Here is a 20489-nt window from a genome sequence, read left to right on the forward strand (position 1 = left end):
AATGTCAGAAGAACATTCTACCAACGAGCAAGCAAAATCTGGTTTGCTCGATAAAATCGGCAATCTATTTCAAAACGAACCTAAAAACCAAGCTGAATTATTAGAGATGATCGATAGCGCTAAAAAGCGCGAACTGATCGATCAAAAAACGAAAGAGATGATTAAAGGTGTCTTAGACGTATCAAAACTACGTGTTCGAGATATTATGATCCCTCGCTCGCAAATGGTGACACTTGGGCTACAACAAAGTGTAAAAGAATTTTTACCAATTCTTATTGATTCTGCACATTCACGCTTTCCTGTTATTACTGAAGATAAAGACCATATCGTTGGTCTATTATTAGCCAAAGATTTGATCAAATATGGCTTCAGTAGTGAAGCGAATGAATTCAAAATAGAAGATATTTTACGACAAGCTGTCGTTGTACCTGAAAGTAAACGTTTGGATACCTTGCTCAAAGAGTTTCGTAGCCAGCGTTACCACATGGCTATCGTTGTTGATGAGTATGGTGGTGTATCAGGACTGGTTACCATCGAGGATATTCTTGAAGTGATCGTCGGTGAAATTGAAGATGAATTCGATGATATTGATGTTGATGAAATTAGACAGATTGGTAAACGTACCTATGCAGTAAGTGCATTAACGACATTAGATGATTTCAACGACCACTTTGGTACAACTTATAATGTCGAAGAGCAGGATACCATTGCTGGACTGATGATTAACCGCTTGGGTCACCTTCCTGGTCGCGGTGAAAGTATCACCATTGATGGTTACAAATATAAAGTAATCAATGCGGATAATCGTCGTTTAATTCAACTACAAGTTCGTATTCCCAAACAGATAAAAAAGATTGAAGAGTGACCTTTTGCACCCGATTAATAAATTAACAACAACACTTTTAGGGCAACTGTTAGTTGCTCTTTTATTGGGTGCAATTCAAGTATTTGCGTTCTCCCCCTTTGAACAGTGGTGGACGCTTTACCCTTCCTTTATTGGCCTATTTCTATTACTTCAACAAGTAGCAAAAACCAATAAACGATTTTTCTTGGTTGGGTTTGCCTTTAACCTCGCGATGTTTGTTGCCACTATCCATTGGGTCTATGTCAGTATGGATCTGTTTGGTGGCATGCCTAAAATCATTAATATGCTATTGATAGTATTGCTTTGTGCTTACCTCGCTATTTTCCCTACCATCGCAATTTGGGCATCTCAGCGTCTAAATTTAATCTCTAATACAACCCGCACTTTACTTGTTTTCCCTGTTTTTTGGCTGGTGATGGATTGGGTTAGAGGGTGGTTTTTAACAGGATTTCCTTGGGCCTATTTAGGGTATAGCCATGCAGATACGCCATTAGTTGGCTTTGCACCAATTCTTGGTGTGCAAGGTATAACACTCGCTATTTTACTGATCTCTGCGGCATTAACCCTGATCATTAAGCAACAACGAATAAAAACCAGTGTATTGCTCATTGCCACCATTATTATAAGTGGGCATTTTTTGCAGCAACTACGATTCACAGAGCTACAACCTGCGATTAAAGTCGCTTTAGTACAGGGTAATATCGATCAAAATAAGAAATGGGAACAGTCGCAACTCTACCCCTCTCTTTACAATTACTTAGACTTAAGTGAAGCAGGTGATAATAGCGACCGTGAAAATGAATTAATCATTTGGCCAGAGTCTGCGATCGCTGCACTTGAAATAGATATGCAAGGTTTTTTACAACCACTCTCTCAAGAGCTGTCGATGAAGGGTAAAACCTTAATGACAGGGATCATCGAGTATGATTTACAAAATGACAACTATTACAATAGTATCATTATGTTAGGAAAACTACCTACAGGGCAAGGATACTCACAAACAAGCCCTAACCGTTACCACAAGCATCAGCTACTCCCTATTGGTGAGTTTGTACCTTTTGAAGATCTATTGCGCCCTATTGCGCCCTATTTTAATCTGCCGATGTCTAGCTTTCAGCGAGGTGATGCAGTGCAACCTAATTTACAAAGTGGCTTAACCACCTTAGCCCCCGCACTATGCTATGAAGTCGCCTTTCCAGAATTGATGCGCAATAACGTGCATCGGAATACCGGGATGTTATTGACGTTAAGTAATGATGCTTGGTTTGGTAGTTCGATTGGCCCAGATCAACACCTCGAAATCGCACGTATGCGCGCGATTGAGTTTGCACGCCCCATATTGCGCAGCACCAATAACGGCGTTACGGCTATTTTTGACGATCAAGGTCATGAACTCGGGCGTTTACCTTCGAATAAAGAGGGCGTATTACGTCAAACGGTACAACCTGCTTTTGGTCTAACACCCTATCAACGCTTTGGTTCAACACCACTCTACCTGTACAGTTTATTAATTTTAATAGCGACACTATTCATTTTCCGCAGACGCACAGAATAGTCGCTAATGAAGAATAAAATAGCCACCTTTCGTGCGCCTGATTTTCAGAAGAAACTGTGGCAACTTGCACTGCCAATCACTTTGCAATCTTTACTGTATTCGTTTCTTGGTTTAGTTGATATTTTGATGGTCAGTCAACTTGGCGAAAGTGAGATTGCCGCCGTTGGTTTAGGTAATAAGATATTTTTCTTTAATTTATTGATGATGGTCGGTATCAGTCATGCCGGTGGCGTTTTGGCAGCACAATATTTTGGCGCCGAAGATCTTTCAGGATTACGTAGAAGTCTAGTCATATCACTCCTTTTTAGCTTACTAAGTGTCATCCCATTCATCATTTTTTACACCCTTTCTCCACAAACTATTACTGGCCTAGCGAGTAGTGATAATCAGCTACTGATATTTGCAAATGACTATCTTGTCATTACTGCCTATAGCTTCATATTTACCGCAGTCGTTTTACCCTTAGAAACGGCCCTTCGCTCAGCAGGCGATACTAAAACGGCGATGAACATCAGCATATTAGTGCTGCCATTAAATGCATTGCTTAATTATATTTTCATTTTTGGTCACTTGGGCTTTCCTGAAATGGGTGTTGCAGGGAGTGCATGGGGAACCGTGTTTGCACGCTTTGCACAAATGCTACTAATGGTACTGTTTGTCGTGAAGCGACGTCCCTTTATCATTGCAAAAATGGATGAAGTCAAACAAGCATTAAGTCTGTTTGAGATAAAACGTTACACCAAACTCGCATTTCCAATGGTACTTCATGACAGTGGCTGGGCATTAGGTATATTGGTCTACACGCTTATTTTTGCGATGATTGGCGTACAAGAACTTGCAGTTATGAGCATGGTTTCGACCATAGAACAAACCGTCTTTGCACTGTTTATTGGTATTGCGATTGCCAGCGGCACCATGATAGGACACCAACTCGGCGCGAAGGCTTTTTCCCAAGCATGGCAACAAGCATGGACCTTCATCCTCTTCGTACCAGTACTCGCATTTATTTTCACGCCAATAATTATTGTACTGCGTGAGCCCATTCTATCTCTATTTCCTACCCTTTCTGTAGAGTCGATGCATAGCGCTTCTCAAGTATTGTTGGTACTTGCATTCGCTTTGTTTGTTAGGGTAATCAATTTTATCGGTATCATCGGTGTATTACGCAGTGGCGGAGATGTTAACTACAGCACTTTTATTGATATTTTTTGCATGTGGTGTGTCGGTATTCCGTTAACTTTTATCGCCGTTAAGTACTATCACGCGACACTTATTGAAGCTTATATCATCATGCTCTCAGAAGAACTTATTAAAGTTTTATTAGTCATTCATAGAGTGCATAAAAAACATTGGCTTAGAAATATGCTTAATAGCGTCGCAAAATAACCACGTTTACTTAAAAGCGTGAGGATTTCACTGTCTTTTAATACACAAACTGCTAACATTCTTATTAATTTATTTTTTTATCACGTTAAGGGACATTCATGTTTTTAAACAAAAAAACACTATTCGCTGCATTTACCGCTGTTGCAATCACAGGCTGCGCCTCTACAGCTAACACAGAACAGCAAGAGATGATCACTAACCTTGAAAGCTCTCTCAGCGAGTCAACTATTTTAACTGAGAAAACACAATCTGAACTAGCAACGTCAAAAGCGACCTTAGCTGCTAACGAACAAAAAATATCCGCATTAAGCAGTGATTTAGCAAAAAGCCAAGCTGCATTAAAAGCTGCGATTGCTGCATCAGAAAAAAACTCGGCAACTGAACACCGAACAGATAAAACCAAAGTAACACATGCTGATGATAAAACTATTCTTGGTCAAGCCGAATGGGTTTATGTGTCAACAGCAAAAGAAAACTTCAAAGGCCGTATTGATACTGGTGCCGCAACATCTTCTATCAATGCGGTTGATATGGAACGCTTTGAACGCGACGGTCAAAAATGGGTACGTTTCAACCTAGCTCACTCAGAGGGTGAGAAAGCAGATGTTATTGAAGCTAAAATTATACGTATTGCGAAAATAATACAATCAAGCAAACCGGGTGTTGAGAATGAGCGTCCAGTTGTTAAGTTACATGTTCGTATTGGCGATGTTGCTCATCTAACAGAGTTTACCTTAACCAACCGTTTACACATGGAATATCCAGTATTAATCGGCCGTAGCTTTATGCGCGACGTGATCCTGGTTGATGTAAGTAAAGAGTATAGCTTCCCAAAATTTCAAGCATCCGCTGAAAAATAAATAGATAGGAAACAATGATGAATGCACGTATTTTTTTCTTTGTCTTAGTCGCAAGCTTAATGTCGCTTGGCGTATTTCAATCTGTACAACGTCATATGGCGTTAGATATACCCTGGATACCTGGTGAAACGCGTACCATTTGGAACATTGATGCAAAGGTAGACTTTAATGCTAATGATGGCCCAGTATTAGCAACGTTAACCACTCCTGAGCGACAAGCAGGTTTTACTAAAATAAGCCAAAATGCGGCATCTCCTGGTTATGGTCTTTCATTTCTAGAAGATAAAGAATCAAAACGTGCTGAATGGACTATTCGCGAAGCGTCAGGAAAACAGACACTTTATTATAATATTCAAATGCTTGAAGATAATAAAAGTGTCGACCAAAAAATTACAGAGATGCCTGAACTCTTTGATAAAGAGTACACAGCCTCTAGCTCTACTGCTGGTCGAGCGATTATTAATGACGCACTAAAAACCAGTGCTGATGCGTATAGTTTTACAAGAGAAGTATTGAAGCAACTGAATGCAGATGTACCTAATCAAAACGTAACACTGATATTAACCAGTAAAGCGAGTAAAACTGACATACTAATTGCACTGTTAAACGCAGCGGAAATTCCAACTAAGAAAATTGGTGCTTTAGTATTAGAAGATGGTCGACGTCGCCAACACTTGACGCCATTAGTAGAAGTTTTTCAAGAATCTGAAGGGGTCATCACTTCACGATTGTTTGATGCAAGTTCAGTCGGTGCTGTTGACCGTGATAAGCTATTGTTATGGGATCAAAGCGGTGTAGCATTACTTGAACTTACTGGTGCTAGTGATTCAAAAGTTAGTTTTTCTATGATTGAGCAAGAGCAACCTGCCCTTTCTGCATTATTACAAAAATCCGAAAATGATCACCTATTTAATTTTTCAATCCACAGCTTGCCTGTAGAAGATCAATCTTTGTTTAAAGGTATCTTAATGATTCCTTTAGGTGTATTGATTGTAGTGATGATGCGCGTATTAGTTGGCCTTAAAACCTCTGGTACTTTTATGCCCGTTCTAATTGCGATGGCATTTATCCAAACGAGCTTAATCACTGGTTTAGTTGGTTTTATCTTATTGGTAGCCGTAGGTCTATTTATTCGTTCGTACCTCTCACACCTCAATCTTTTGCTCGTCTCTCGGATATCCACGGTTATTATTATGGTTATCCTACTGATTGCACTATTTGGTGTACTGTCATACAAACTAGGACTCACAGAAGGGCTTAAAATCACTTTCTTCCCAATGATTATTTTGTCATGGACAATCGAGCGTATGTCGGTGCTGTGGGAAGAAGAAGGTGCTAAAGAGGTAATGGCACAAGGTGGCGGTAGTTTATTAGTAGCAGTACTTGCCTACTTTGTAATGAGCAACGATGTAACACGTCACTTAATGTTCAACTTTATCGGCTTACAATTTGTAGTGATGTCACTAGTATTGTTATTAGGTAGCTACACTGGTTACCGATTACTCGAATTACGCCGCTTTAAACCATTGGTTGATAAGGAATAAACTATGTTTTTTTCCAGTCCCTTTAAATTAAGAGATAAAGGTATTATGGGCATGAACCAACGTAACAGTGGTTACATTGGTCGCTATAACCCACGTAAGCTTTATCCATTAGTTGATAATAAACTAAAAACTAAAATTATCGCCAAAGAAGCAAATGTTACAACACCCGCACTGCTTGGTGTTATCTCAATGCAAGCGGAGGTTGAGGGTGTTGAAACCTACATAAAAGGAACTCCTGGCTTTGTTATCAAACCAGCTAAAGGCAGTGGTGGTAAAGGTATTCTGGTTATTACTAAAGTCGAAAATGGGCGTTACTATAAACCCAACGGCGATGAAGTGGCACTTGCTGAAATTAAGCGCCATGTAACTGATATTTTAGCCGGCCTATTTAGTTTGGGTGGCAGTGCCGATGTAGCCGTTGTAGAAGGCTTGATTCAATTTGACAATGCCTTTGATGGCTTTAGCTTTGAAGGCGTGCCTGATGTACGAGTTATCGTTTTTAAGGGATTCCCTGTGATGGCAATGATGCGCCTTTCGACAGCCGCATCCGACGGTAAGGCAAACTTACATCAAGGTGCTGTAGGCGTTGGTATTGATATCACCTCTGGTAAAGCGATCAATGCAGTACAATTTGATAAACCGGTCCAATTTCATCCTGATACAGGTAAAGAGCTAGGGTTATTACAAGTCCCTAAATGGGAACGCTTAATCTACCTTGCATCTAGTTGTTATGAGATGTCTGGTATGGGCTATTTAGGTACCGACATGGTATTAGATCGTGATTTAGGTCCGATGTTATTAGAACTTAATGCACGTCCTGGTTTAGCTATTCAAATTGCCAATGGCCAAGGTATTTTACCGCGCTTAAAACTGATTGAAAGTTTGGGTGATGATCATGGTATGACGGTTGAGCAGCGAATTGAATTTTGTAAAAAGCACTTTTCATCGTAAAGCTAAAGTACTGAGCAACAGATATAAAAAAACCTAGCTAAGCTAGGTTTTTTTATATCTGTAAAAGCGTTAAATATTAACTATTTTACTATTTTCAAGCCAGCTCTATTTTTCGCGATAGGCTTTTCAGCAACTTCCACTTCTTTTTCAGGCTGTACTTCTTTATCTAAAGCTTGATATGCAGGCTCCTCAGGAAACATCGTACCCGCACCATTTTCACGGGCATAGATTCCTTCGATTGCATATAGTGGCACATAGACCTGCATCGGTTGCCCAGAGAATCGAGCATTAAATGCAACGGCATCATCATCCATTGAAAACTGCATCACCGACCTTGGTGCAATGTTTAATACGATTTTACCATCTTCAACAAACTGCTCTGGTACTTCTACACAAGGCTGTGTTGCATCAACAATAATATGGGGTGTACATTCACTGTCCACGATCCAATTAAAGAATGCCTTTAGAAGATATGGGCGTTGCACTAACATACTGCTCATTAGAAAACTCCGTTATTAACCGACGCGAATTTCGCGCTCAGCTTCAGTCATCGATGCTTGGAATGATTCACGTTCAAACACTTTAACCATGTAGCTCTTAATGCCTAAGTGGTCCATACCTAAGTCAATTTTTAGCTCAGGTAAACGCCATAATAGCGGTGCCATGTAACAATCTACTAATGTAAACTCTTCTGACATGAAGTAAGAGAAGTGATCAAAAATAGGTGCAACTTCTAAAATCTTATTACGTAACGTTGTGCGTGCAAGTGAAGACTTAGCTTCATCAGCGCCCATAATAAGTTTAACAAGTGGGTACCATTCAGTTTCGATACGTTGCATTAATAAACGGCTTTTAGCGCGTTCTACAGGGTAAACAGGCATTAGTGGCGGATGAGGAAAACGCTCGTCTAAGTATTCCATGATAATGCGTGAGTTATAAAGTACTAATTCACGATCAACTAATGTTGGTACTTCGCTGTTTGGTGTTAATTCAGCAAGCTCAGCAGATGGGTTTTCATCATCGACATAGGTGATTTCAACATTAACGCCTTTTTCAGCTAATACAATGCGTGTTTGATGGCTATATAGATCTGAAGCACCAGAAAAAAGTGTCATTACAGAACGTTTGTTCGCGGCTACTGCCATAGTTATCCCCTAATATTATGAATAATAATAAAATTATGTTTCTTTAAAAACAAAAAGGCAATGGCGAAAAAATCACCATTGCCTATCAACGAAATTGAGTCTTTAGCTGCGATTAATGAATGTCGCGCCAGTACTCTTTCTTCAATAAGTAGCTAACAATAAATAGAACAAATAGGAAGGCTAATACCCATATTCCTAAGCTTTGACGTTCTAACTTATTTGGTTCACCGGCATATACAAGGAAGTTTACCAGATCAAGTACCGCTTGGTCATACTCATCCGATGACATCTCACCCGTTTCATCACTGGTTAATGCAACAACGGTTTTGTGTTCGATACCATCAGCATCCACAACCACTTCATAAGTCGGTGTAGATATCCCTTGTAACTCTTCTAATACATGTGGCATACCAACATCTGGGAACACAGTGTTATTCACGCCAAATGGACGGCTCTCATCAACATAAAAAGAATGTAAGTAAGTATAAATCCAGTCTGCACCACGTAAGCGTGCTTCTAATGTTAAATCTGGTGGCGCGGCACCAAACCATTTAGCAGACTCTTTTTTATCCATACTATTATGCATTAAATCACCGATTTTACTATCAGTAAAAATCAGGTTCTCTCGCATCAACTCGTCAGGGATACCAAGATCCGTTGCAACACGTTGATAACGTTGATGTCCTGTAGAGTGACAAGCAAAACAGTAATTCATAAACAGTTTGGCACCATTTTGCAATGACGCTTTATCTGATAGATCATAATTTGCTTTTTCAAGGTGAACGTTACCACCTGCAGCAGAAGCAAACATAGGAAATGTAAATAACAGGGCCACTAAGGCGATCATTAATTTTTTCATTAGTGTGTCAACCTTGTTGGTAATGGTTTAGTTTTCTCATTTTTACTGTAAACCCACAGTGCGATAAAGAATCCGAAATATCCAACTGATGCAACCTGTGCAACCGTCGTTAGTAATGGTGTTGCTGGTAATGCACCTAAAACACCTAACACGATGAAGCAGATAATGAACTGTGTGATGTTCAGTTTATGCTTCCAGCTGCGGTAGCGAATCGATTTCACTTTACAACGGTCAAGCCATGGTAAAAGGAACAGAATAGCAATTGAACCACCAAAGAAAACGACACCAATTAACTTATCAGGAATGGCACGTAAAATTGCGTAATACGGCGTGTAATACCAAACCGGTGCAATATGATCCGGCGTTTTTAGTCCGTTTGCCGCTTCAAAGTTAGGTGGCTCAAGGAAGTAACCGCCGCCTTCAGGAATAAAGAATATAACTGCTGCAAAGCAGATTAGGAATCCAGAGACCCCCATAATATCTTTTACCGTAAAGTAAGGATGGAATGGGACAGCATCGATAATATCTTTTTTACCACTGTACTGTTTGTGGAAAGTAAATTTCCCTTTTGCCTCTTCCGATGCAGTGCCTTTTTTCTGTTTAATCTCAACACCGTCAGGGTTATTTGAACCGACTTCGTGCAGAGCAACAATATGCAAAAAGACCAATGCCACTAAAGCAAGAGGTAACGCCACCACATGTAACGCGAAGAATCGGTTAAGCGTAGCACCAGAGATAACGTAATCACCACGAATCCAAAGCGTTAAATCATCACCAATAATTGGAATCGCACCAAATAGCGAGATAATTACCTGTGCGCCCCAGAAAGACATCTGTCCCCAAGGTAATAGGTAACCCATAAACGCTTCTGCCATTAAGACAAGGAAGATTAACATACCAAAGATCCAGATAAGCTCACGCGGTTTCTGGTAAGAACCATAAATAAGACCACGAAACATATGCAGGTAGATAACCACAAAGAACGCTGAAGCGCCCGTTGAGTGCATGTAACGTAGTAACCAACCATACGGTACATCACGCATAATGTATTCTATAGAAGCGAATGCGCCCTCTGCAGACGGGTTGTAATGCATCGTCAACCAGATACCTGTTAGAATTTGGTTAACTAACACTAGCATCGCTAATGAACCAAAAAAGTACCAAAAGTTGAAATTAACTGGCGTCGGGTATTGCGCTAGATGTTTATTCCACGTTTCCGTCATCGGAATACGTGCGTCCACCCAGTCGATACCGTCTAATACTAATTTTTTAAGCATTAGGCATCTCCTTTATCAAGGCCAATAACAATCTGTGATTCACTCACGTAGTAGTGTGGAGGAATAACTAAATTAAGTGGTGCAGGTACGTTTTGGAATACACGTCCCGCCATATCAAATTTAGAGCCATGACAAGGGCAGAAAAAACCAGACTCTACGCCTTCAACTTGCTCAGAAAATGAATCAGGTAGGTAAGTAGGTGAACAACCAAGGTGAGTACAGATACCAACAGCAATAAATATCTCTGACTTTAACGAACGTAACGGGTTCGTTGCATAATCAGGTTGCTGTGCTTGTTCAGAAGCAGGGTCGCGTAATTTATCATCAAGCGTGCTTAGTTCATCAAGTACTTTTTGAGTACGGGAAACAACCCAAACTGGTTTACCACGCCATTCAACTCGAATTAATTGACCAGGTTGAATTTTACTAATATCAACTGCAACAGGGGCTCCAGCCGCTTTTGCTTTCTCACTAGGACTCCAAGACTTCACAAAAGGAACTGCAACAGCAGCAGCTCCAATTGCACCAACAACACCCGTTGTTAGTGTTAGAAACTTGCGGCGACCAGAATTGTCAGGCGCATTGCTCATTTAACCATCTCCATTGGTAGGTACAAAAGTAACCCATTAAACATAAAACTGTGAAGTGCCATCTCCAAAAAATCAATCGAAAATCATTTGGCGCACAAAATCTGGCTGAATTCTAAAGAAATCGCTCAATATTTACAAGCTATTAACATTACTTTTACGAGGGGGAGTAGATAAAAGCATGGCTTAATTGACCATGCTCTCATTAAGGGGATTTTTTAATTGAATTATAGTGTTAAGCGGGCGTGTCCATAATTGATGTTGCTCCCGTTTTAGCTAACTCAGCTAAGTCCTTATCGACCCAGAATAATGCCTTACCATCTTCACCAACAAGTTCAATTTTATCCAAAATACCTTTGAATAATTTTTCCTCTTCATGCTGCTCTGCAACGTACCACTGCAGGAAGTTGAAGGTTGAATAATCATGTGTCGTAAACGCAACATGTGTTAATTCATTGATCGCTTTTGTTATCAAACATTCATGATTATAAGTTTCAGTGAACACCTCTTTCAACGACTTAAACTCATGTGGTGGGGCATCTATTGCACCGATTAAGGGTAACGCACCCGTCTCACTTACGTAGGTAAATAAACGGTTCATGTGCATCATCTCTTCGGTAGCATGCTCACGTAGCATCATCGCCGCACCTTCAAAACCTCGGTCTTCACACCATGCACTCATTTGCAGGTATAGATTTGAAGAGTAAAATTCAAGATTAATCTGTTCGTTCAGTTTTTCTACCATTGTTGCTGCTAACATTATTATTTTCTCCATTTAGTTTCATATACTCCGTATAGCTACAATAAACGTAAATGACTTTTTAAGCAAAGCCCTCTCCTGCTCATTTTAACTATATTTAAATGGAGGGCATTAAATCCACAAAAACATTTATTTCAGATACTTAGCAACCAAAAAAAAATTATGCTGAAATTCAGAATAATTAATGGTTTGCGAGTAGGCTACTTTTCAGTTCAACCATCTCAAACATAAAGTGCTGATTTAAAGCAAGACCTAGAGGGTAAGAATTTAGCAACGTAAGGGGGAATAAAGACAGACTGATCAGCCGTTATTAAAGGGATAGATAAATTCAGCATTAAAAACCAAGATCAAAAAAGGGGAATATTAATTCCCCTTTTTATTAGTAGATCAATTATTAGCTGATCAGTTTTTACTCATCGTTTGGGGTTTCTACACGAGGCTTACGACGCATTGGTGCAAAACCAACATCAGCCGCCTCATGGAAGGTTTTATTCACTGATTTTTTAGTTTTTGGTTTTTTCTGCTGCGCTTGTTTTTTGTCATCTTTAACAAACTTACCCGCTTTAGCAGACTGAGGTACAACTGGTTTTAGCCCTTTGAATTTAGGATTAATCCCCTCAATGCGGTCAAAGGTGATTGACTGCTGTACAAAAGATTCAACTTTTTTGAAGTTGTCCCAATCTTTTGGCCCGATGATTGATATCGCATCACCCGCGGTGCCAGCACGACCCGTACGGCCAATGCGATGGATATATTCTTCAGTATGCTTTGGAATATCAAAGTTGATTACATGGCTAACATTTAATAAATCTAAGCCACGAGATGCTATATCTGTTGTTACCAATACTTTCTCTTTACCACGTGAGAATGCATCCATAATTTGGTTACGGTTGGTTTGTGTTAAATCGCCATGCAATGCAAGTGAAGAACAACCTTTCTCATTCAGTACTGCGCTTAAACGCTCAGTATCTTTACGTGTTGCGGTAAAGATAATCACCTGTTTGGTTGCTTCTTTTTGTACAAAGTGGAAAAGTAACTTCTCTTTTTGATTAAGATTATCAGCAAGGAAGAAACGTTGTGTGATTTCACTATGCTGTTGGTTTTCTGCACCAATTGCAATGCGTACTGGGGCTTTAAGTAGCTCAGCAGCAAATTCATTAACCTCAGCATGACCCAGTGTTGCAGAAAACAAAAGCGTTTGACGTAGACGATGATTAGCTTCTTCGTTTACGGCTTTTAACTGCTCTGCAAAACCAAGATCTAACATACGATCCGCTTCATCTAGAATCAGTAACTCTAAACCATGGAGGTGTAATAGCCCTTTCTTAAGATGATCAACAATACGTCCAGGGGTACCAACAACGAAGTGCGGGTCTTTATCAAGCTGTTTTACTTGATCGTTAAAGTTTTCACCACCCAATACTAGCGTTGATTTCAAACTCGTATTTGAAACTAATAGACGTAATTGCGAATAAACCTGCTTGGCAAGCTCACGCGTTGGCGTCAAAATTAATACGCGTGGATCTCGCTTGGTTAACGCACGAGTTTTTAATACACGCTGCATTGCAGGTAACAAAAATGCAAGAGTCTTACCTGAGCCTGTTTTTGATGATGCGAGTAGATCTTTCCCTGCCACTGCAACGGGAATTGCTTCCGCTTGAATTTGGGTTGTTTCTGTAAATCCCAGATGAGCAAGGGACATAAGTAAACGGCGATCAACGGGTAAATCATCAATGAGCAAAGGACTCTCCAATACAAAAGGTATAAAAAATAAAATAAGGGTTTAGTTAATAATTAAATAACTAATATGTGAGTAGTATAACGATTAAGCAAGAAAAGGAGAAATTAAGATTTACAAGAAACAAAAAAAAGAGCTTAACCAGTAAGCTCTTTGTATAGATTGGAGATAGAAATGCTTAAATTGCGCTTAGACCCATCTCAAAAATAAGTTTTTCAGCGGTACATTCAAATGCGAGTGTAACATTACAGCTAAAACCTTGTGCTGTTGTTGCTTCTTCTCGCGTTACTTCAACGGTTTCAAAACGTGCTTTAGCGGCATCAATGTACTTTTGAGCCAATTTATTAACGCCAGCTTGATCAGCACCTTCGAAAGGAAGTACTAATACAGTATCATCTTCTGCAATCACGCTACCTAGCTCTACAATAGTGCCACATGCTTCACATACATCTGATTCATTTGTGTTTTTATCTTCTGACATAACGACCTCTTTAATGTTTAATTTCAGTAATTATTTTTATTGTAACGCGATTAAAAAAAAAGGCGATATTAATAAATATTAATATCGCCTTTATGATTAAAATTAATACTGTTGTATTAGCTAATCGGGTGTTTCGTTAAGTTCCAAATTGTTGAAGCGTAGTCTTCAATCGAGCGATCTGAGTTAAATTTACCCATTGCGCCAGAGTTAAGGATTGCTTTCTCAGCCCATACAGCTTGGTCACGGTACATCGCATCAATTTTCAGATGCGCTTCGCTGTAAGAAGCGTAATCAGCAAGACATAGGTACTCATCGCCGCCTTCAAGCAGTGAACGTTTGATATCAGATAACGCGCCAGGGTGACCCGGTGTAAAGTAATCGGTATCTAACCAATCTAATACTGATTTCAGTTCTGGGTTGTTGTAGTAATAATCAAACGGATTATAACCTTGCTGTTTCAACTCTTTCACTTCTGCAACACTTAAACCGAAGATAAACATGTGCTCAGCACCAATCTCTTCTGCCATTTCGATGTTTGCACCATCCATTGTACCAACTGTTAACGCACCATTGATGGCAAACTTCATGTTACCTGTACCAGAAGCTTCTAAACCAGCTGTTGAAATCTGCTCAGAGATATCAGCGGCAGGGAATAGTTTCTCAGCAAGTGATACACGGTAGTTAGGTAAAAATACAACTTTTAGCTTACCTTTAACACGTTCATCATTATTTACTTTATCTGCAATTTTATTTAATGCGTAAATAATCTGTTTCGCCATGTGGTAACCCGGTGCTGCTTTCGCGCCGAATATGAATACACGCGGTACCATATCGTAATCAGGATTATCAAGCAGACGTTTATAAAGCGCTAAAATATGCATCATATTTAGTTGCTGACGTTTGTATTCGTGCAGACGTTTAATTTGAATATCAAAAATTGCATCAGCTGATACTTCTACACCAGTCAGATCTTTAATAATTTTCGCTAATTCAATTTTGTTGTCTTTTTTGATATCCATGAAGCGTTTTTGTAAAGCGACATCTTTTGCTTTTGGTAATACGCCACGTAGTTTATCAAGATTAACAACCCAATCAGCACCAACTTCATCATCGTAAAGTGCAGCCAGTTTAGGATTACACGCTTTTAACCAACGACGCGGTGTAACACCATTAGTGACATTCACTAATTTAGTTGGGAATAGCTCATGGTACTCAGGGAATAGATCTGTTTTAACTAGTTCTGAGTGAACCGCTGCAACGCCATTTACTTTGTATGCAGTAACAACACATAGGTTTGCCATACATACTTTACGATCATCGCCTTCTTCAATGATAGAAAGTTTTGCTTTTTTGCTATCATCGCCAGGCCATTTCGCTTCAACTACTTCCATGAATTGACGGTTGATTTCGTAGATGATCTCAAGATGACGCGGTAATACTTTTTCAAACAGTGCAACAGACCATTTTTCTAATGCTTCTGGCAGTAGCGTATGGTTTGTGTAAGCAAATACTTTTTGACATATTGACCAAGCAAAATCCCAATCTAAGCGTTCTTCATCTACCAAGATGCGCATTAACTCAGGAATAGCGATCGTAGGATGCGTATCATTTAATTGAATTGCTACTTTATCAGAAAGTTTTGTCCAGTCTGTGTTGTGACGTTTGAAACGACGCAGAATGTCTTTAACAGAACACGCACAGAAGAAGTACTGCTGAACTAAGCGTAACTCTTTACCTTCTGGAGTTTCATCATTTGGATATAATACTTTTGAAACTGTTTCTGCTTTTGACTTCTCAGCTTGTGCATCAACATAACCACCGGCATTAAATACATCCCAATCGAATGCTTCATCTGCACGGCTTTCCCATAGGCGTAAAATATTAACTGTTTTTGCACCGTAACCTACAATTGGCACATCCCATGGCACACCTTTAAGTTTTTGACCCGCATGCCACACTTTATGTGAACCACCATCTTCATCAAAAACAGTCTCAACGTAACCGTATAGTGGTACATGCTGAATTGACTCTGGGCGACAAATTTCCCATGGGTTGCCGTATTCACGCCATGTATCAGGACGTTCAATTTGACGACCGTCTTGGAATGATTGAGCAAATAAACCGTGCTCGTAATGGATACCGTAACCAATCGCCGGGTAACCTAGTGTTGCTAAAGAATCGATGAAACATGCTGCTAGACGACCTAAGCCACCATTACCAAGTGCCATATCAGGCTCTTCGTCGCAAATTTCATAAAGGTCTTTACCTAATGCTTTAAGCGCTTCTTCTGTCACTTTGAAAAGCTGTAGATTGTGTAAATTATTTGAAAGTAAACGACCCATTAAAAATTCAAGAGATAGGTAGTTTACTGAACGCGTATCTTGGCCTGAATGATTTTGTTGAGTTTGTGTCAACTTATCAAAAACCACTTCATTCACCGCGTGACAAGTCGCATTCCACCACGCTTTATTGTTTGCTTTTTCAGCGTCTGTTCCCAAGCCTTTATGCAAACGATCCACAATCGCTTGTTGCATCTGTTTGCTAGTACATTCAATCTCTGGCACTTTATTTACTGCACTGCTTTTTTTTGCTGTGCTCTTTGCCGGTGCTTTTTTCGCAACTGATTTCTTTGCTTTATTTTTCTTTACTGTTTCCATGTGACACCCATATTTTATAAAAATGAAATTTTGAACCAACAAAATAGATAGAGATAAAAATGCTATAAAATCCAATTTAGTGACAAAGTTAATATAAATATAATTAATTTACCACACTTTAATCACCAACCTTTCCCCTAAGCTAGTGGTTTCCAATGACAGATAGATTAACAAACATACTATTTTCGTCACCCTCCTAAACCCTACGCCCCTTAAGTGATTATTATTCACGCAAAAAAAAAGTGAGCTACCAGTACCTTCAAAGGGGCTGACAACTCACTTTTTATAGTTTTAAATTAGTTAATTAGCAGAATTTATAAACCCGCTTTTGCAAAGGCAGAAGCCACTATTTCCTGTGCCTCTTGCTGTATTTTCGCTATATGCTCTTCACCAATAAATGACTCAGAGTAAATTTTATAAATATTTTCAGTACCTGACGGACGTGCCGCAAACCAACCGTTTTCAGTGGTTACTTTTAAACCACCAATCGCAGCGCCATTACCTGAAGCGTGGGTTAATTTTTCTAAAATTTTCTCACCAGCTAATGTTTCAGCCTCTACCATATCAGGGCTTAGATTCGCTAATACCGCTTTTTGTTCTGGCGAAGCAGGCGCATCAAAACGTGTGTAAACTGGCGAACCAAATTTATCAGCAAACTCTGCATAGTGCTCACCAGGATCACGTCCGGTAACCGCAATAATTTCAGCCGCTAATAACGCTAAGATAATTCCGTCTTTATCAGTACTCCAAACGGTGCCGTTTTTACGTAGGAACGAAGCGCCTGCGCTCTCTTCACCACCAAAACCAAATGAACCATCAAACAGCCCATCAACAAACCATTTAAAGCCAACAGGCACTTCAGACATCTCACGGCCTAGTTGACCTACAACACGATCAATCATTGAGCTAGACACTAATGTTTTGCCCACTTTTGCCGTTGCAGGCCACTCTGGACGGTGTGTAAACAGGTAATTAATCGCGACAGCTAGGTAATGGTTAGGATTTAATAAACCCGAGCTTTTTGTTACGATGCCATGACGGTCATAATCAGGGTCATTAGCAATTGCCACGTCGAACTGATCTTTTAACTTAATAAGGCCAGCCATTGCGTAAGGAGATGAACAATCCATACGGATTTTGCCATCTTTATCTAGAGTCATAAATGAGAAGGTAGGGTCAACGCGATCATTAACAACTTCAATATCTAAGCCATATGTTTTTGCAATTACAGGCCAGTAAGCTACGCCTGATCCGCCCAGTGTATCAACACCAATTTTGATGCCCGCTTTTGCAATCGCATCTAAGTTCAATACATTTTTCAGATCATCAACATAAGGCTGGATATAATCGTATTCTTCTACTAAATCAGACGCCATTGATTCAGCAAAATCTTCCTGCTGAATATCATCGTAGTTGTCATTTAAAATCTCATTGGCACGATCTTGAATGATTTTAGTCACATCACTGTCTGCAGGACCGCCGTTTGGTGGGTTATATTTAAAACCACCATCTTCTGGAGGATTATGCGAAGGTGTGATCACAATCCCATCCGCTAATGCATCTGGATGCGCATTATTATATTGTAAAATCGCATGAGAAATAACAGGCGTAGGTGTGTACCCCCCCCCTGCTTGTACAATTACTTTAATACCATTTGCCACTAATACTTGTACTGCAGATGCAAAGGCAGGTTCAGAAAGTGCATGAGTATCTTTACCGATAAACATTGGTCCTGTGTAGCCTTGCGCCTTACGGTACTCAGCTAATGCTTGGCTGATCGCTAAGATATGTAATTCAGTAAAGGCATTTTTAAATGAGCTACCACGATGACCAGAGGTACCAAATGCGACTTGCTCGCTCGGTATTGTTACATCGGGAAGATTAATATAATAAGCAGATACTAATTTTGGAATATCGACTAAATCGCTTGCGATTGCTGGTTGTCCTGCACGTTCATGTATTGTCATTGATTAAATCTTCCTTTCATATAAATGAGTTAAATATAACTTTTTTACACCCATTGATGGTGAGGGGTGTATTGGGAAATTAGATAGAATAATTATTTAAAGTAGGGGTATTATAATTTTTTTTTGAGCAAAAGCAGTCTTTTTAATCAAAAAAAAGTGTAAATAATCACTTAACCCTGATGATTAAAAAATACTGCTTAATATAAATATTGTTAAATTTCTTCTTTAATACGCTCAATCAGATGATGAGGATAACCCATTGAGGCCATTACTTGAGTTAAAATAATACGTTTTCGCCCTGTATTTGCATTGGTAACTACCCAAAATGGGGTGTAAGGAATATCGCGCGGCTTGCTCGCAATTAATTGATCCACCTCTTCCTGATTATCTGAGGCTAATAATTGTTCTAAGTTCTCACCAAGATAATCACGAGAGCGCCCTTTTGCTACTTTTGCGGCTTGAATGAATGCGTCTCTATCCTCGTAGTACATCGTTGTTAGCATCATTTTAAACTTATTAGTGATCACTGCTTCTTTCTGGAAGGTCTCACTATTAAAAAGCGCTGATATACCATTTGCAAAAGCCTCTGGTAATGAAGAACCTGCAAAAGAGGGTGAATTTATCGTTGTCACCTTCTCAACTTTCTCCATTACTGGCTTTACAACTTCAACAGGTGCAATAGGCGTAGCAGGTAAAACTTCCTGTAAAACTAATTCAGGCTCAGCTTGCCCAACATTAGTAGGGAGTTTTAATAAACGACGTAAAATTTGTGATGGGGTTTCCCCAAACTCTTCTATATTAGTTAAAATATATTTATACAGGTCATCTTCAATATCAATTTGTTTCATTGTTTCACCGGTTGATGCTATTTATTATTTTTTAACTTATCTATATTATCTGAATACATTATCTGAAATATCATGGATATAAGTCTCAGATAAGTTAAAAAATAACGTCACTATGTTGCATATCTGTTAATATCCAACGACTAAGTTAATCTCACTTTATTTTCACTTAAAATTAGATCTTATGCTACTTAATTACCAAATAAAACAGGCCTCTGACAATGACTCTGATAACAAAACAGAGATCATTTTTATTATTCACGGTTTATTTGGCAGTTTGAGCAATTTATCGACTCTCGCCAATGAACTCAAAATACACTCTCATGTTGTACTAATTGATGTGCGTAACCATGGAAAAAGTCCACAAAGCGATACCATGAGTTACCCGGAAATGGTTGCTGATATTTTCGAACTTGCAGATCACCTAAACGTTGAGCAGTTTTCTATCGTCGGACATTCGATGGGTGGAAAAATTGCAATGGGTTGTGCGTTAACTGAACCTGATAGAGTTAAACGTTTAGTGGTCGCTGATATCGCCCCCGTGAGTTATCCCGATAAACACAGTGAAGTATTTAATAGTCTATTACTCCTTAACCTAAAAAAAATAAAGAACCGGTTAGAGGCGAATGAGCAATTATCTCGTTATATAGACAGCCCTGATGTCAGACAGTTTCTATTAAAGTCATTACAAAAAAAGAACAACGAATTTGAATTTGCATTTAACCTAAATGCGCTAGCCCACAACTATGAATATATCCGAGGTTGGCCATTCAATGATAAACACTTTGATAATCCAGTATTATTTATTAAAGGTGGTAGCTCTGACTACATTTTACCCGAGCATCAAAAAACGATTATGAAACAATTCCCTAATGCCCAACCTAAAATTATCGCTAATACAGGGCATTGGTTACATGCTGAAAAAGCTAAAACCTTTAATCGTTTAGTGACAGAATTTTTTAAATAAACAGCCGATATTAGCGAGCACTAATGCTAATTTGTATGCTATATT

18 protein-coding genes are annotated in these 20489 nt (G+C 39.3%); 7 read left to right on the top strand and 11 right to left on the bottom strand.

Features of this window, described 5'->3' with window-relative positions; translation table 11 throughout:
* The first annotated feature begins 1 nt into the window (after nt 1).
* From corC to QQK09_RS16395, 6 genes are all read left to right on the top strand, one after another.
* A complete protein-coding gene (gene corC / locus QQK09_RS16370) occupies nt 2–865 on the top strand; it encodes a CNNM family magnesium/cobalt transport protein CorC (RefSeq protein ID WP_284205239.1) in 864 nt (287 codons plus the stop codon).
* Between the two features lie 4 nt (nt 866–869).
* Complete coding sequence (gene lnt, locus QQK09_RS16375; protein ID WP_284205240.1) at nt 870–2420, top strand: apolipoprotein N-acyltransferase; 1551 nt, start codon at nt 870–872, stop codon at nt 2418–2420.
* A gap of 6 nt (nt 2421–2426) precedes the next feature.
* Nucleotides 2427–3806, top strand: coding sequence for an MATE family efflux transporter (locus QQK09_RS16380; RefSeq protein WP_284205241.1), 1380 nt, complete (start codon nt 2427–2429; stop codon nt 3804–3806).
* A gap of 98 nt (nt 3807–3904) precedes the next feature.
* Nucleotides 3905–4666, top strand: coding sequence for an ATP-dependent zinc protease family protein (locus tag QQK09_RS16385; RefSeq protein WP_284205242.1), 762 nt, complete (start codon nt 3905–3907; stop codon nt 4664–4666).
* A gap of 17 nt (nt 4667–4683) precedes the next feature.
* On the top strand, nt 4684–6210 hold the full coding sequence (locus tag QQK09_RS16390; protein ID WP_284205243.1) for an inactive transglutaminase family protein: 1527 nt from the start codon (nt 4684–4686) through the stop codon (nt 6208–6210).
* 3 nt (nt 6211–6213) lie between these two features.
* Nucleotides 6214–7161, top strand: coding sequence for an alpha-L-glutamate ligase-like protein (locus QQK09_RS16395; RefSeq protein ID WP_284205244.1), 948 nt, complete (start codon nt 6214–6216; stop codon nt 7159–7161).
* A gap of 80 nt (nt 7162–7241) precedes the next feature.
* Here the strand turns inward: QQK09_RS16395 and QQK09_RS16400 are convergent, their stop codons facing one another.
* From QQK09_RS16400 to QQK09_RS16450, 11 genes are all read right to left on the bottom strand, one after another.
* Complete coding sequence (locus tag QQK09_RS16400; RefSeq protein WP_284205245.1) at nt 7242–7661, bottom strand: ClpXP protease specificity-enhancing factor; 420 nt, start codon at nt 7659–7661, stop codon at nt 7242–7244.
* Between the two features lie 15 nt (nt 7662–7676).
* Nucleotides 7677–8306 carry a stringent starvation protein SspA gene (gene sspA, locus QQK09_RS16405; protein WP_284205246.1) on the bottom strand — a complete coding sequence of 210 codons (630 nt, stop codon included), beginning with the start codon at nt 8304–8306 and terminating at the stop codon, nt 7677–7679.
* Between the two features lie 112 nt (nt 8307–8418).
* A complete protein-coding gene (locus QQK09_RS16410; RefSeq protein ID WP_284205247.1) occupies nt 8419–9165 on the bottom strand; it encodes a cytochrome c1 in 747 nt (248 codons plus the stop codon).
* The gene (locus QQK09_RS16415; RefSeq protein ID WP_284205248.1) at nt 9165–10442 is read right to left on the bottom strand and encodes a cytochrome b; all 1278 of its coding nucleotides are present in this window, start codon (nt 10440–10442) and stop codon (nt 9165–9167) included. The genes QQK09_RS16410 and QQK09_RS16415 overlap by 1 nt, the downstream gene beginning before the upstream one ends.
* Nucleotides 10442–11032 (bottom strand): ubiquinol-cytochrome c reductase iron-sulfur subunit, encoded by a 591-nt coding sequence (petA, locus tag QQK09_RS16420; protein ID WP_284205249.1) that lies wholly within the window; start codon nt 11030–11032, stop codon nt 10442–10444. The genes QQK09_RS16415 and petA overlap by 1 nt, the downstream gene beginning before the upstream one ends.
* Nucleotides 11033–11264: 232 nt before the next feature.
* A complete protein-coding gene (gene ftnA / locus QQK09_RS16425; RefSeq protein WP_284205250.1) occupies nt 11265–11789 on the bottom strand; it encodes a non-heme ferritin in 525 nt (174 codons plus the stop codon).
* 409 nt (nt 11790–12198) lie between these two features.
* On the bottom strand, nt 12199–13530 hold the full coding sequence (locus tag QQK09_RS16430) for a DEAD/DEAH box helicase (protein ID WP_431312604.1): 1332 nt from the start codon (nt 13528–13530) through the stop codon (nt 12199–12201).
* A gap of 175 nt (nt 13531–13705) precedes the next feature.
* Nucleotides 13706–14008: a DUF406 family protein gene (locus tag QQK09_RS16435; RefSeq protein ID WP_284205251.1), complete on the bottom strand. Its 303-nt coding sequence runs from the start codon at nt 14006–14008 to the stop codon at nt 13706–13708.
* 116 nt (nt 14009–14124) lie between these two features.
* The gene (locus QQK09_RS16440) at nt 14125–16665 is read right to left on the bottom strand and encodes a glycogen/starch/alpha-glucan phosphorylase (RefSeq protein ID WP_431312605.1); all 2541 of its coding nucleotides are present in this window, start codon (nt 16663–16665) and stop codon (nt 14125–14127) included.
* 314 nt (nt 16666–16979) lie between these two features.
* Nucleotides 16980–18632 (bottom strand): phosphoglucomutase (alpha-D-glucose-1,6-bisphosphate-dependent), encoded by a 1653-nt coding sequence (pgm, locus tag QQK09_RS16445; protein WP_284205252.1) that lies wholly within the window; start codon nt 18630–18632, stop codon nt 16980–16982.
* A 212-nt stretch (nt 18633–18844) separates the two neighbouring features.
* The gene (locus tag QQK09_RS16450; RefSeq protein WP_284205253.1) at nt 18845–19480 is read right to left on the bottom strand and encodes a replication initiation regulator SeqA; all 636 of its coding nucleotides are present in this window, start codon (nt 19478–19480) and stop codon (nt 18845–18847) included.
* Between the two features lie 181 nt (nt 19481–19661).
* On the opposite strand from QQK09_RS16450, the gene QQK09_RS16455 reads away from it, so the two are divergent.
* On the top strand, nt 19662–20444 hold the full coding sequence (locus tag QQK09_RS16455; RefSeq protein ID WP_284205254.1) for an alpha/beta fold hydrolase: 783 nt from the start codon (nt 19662–19664) through the stop codon (nt 20442–20444).
* Nucleotides 20445–20489: the final 45 nt, after the last annotated feature.

Origin of the sequence: Psychromonas marina (assembly GCF_030161115.1) — a bacterium.
GTDB classification, from domain to species: domain Bacteria; phylum Pseudomonadota; class Gammaproteobacteria; order Enterobacterales; family Psychromonadaceae; genus Psychromonas; species Psychromonas marina.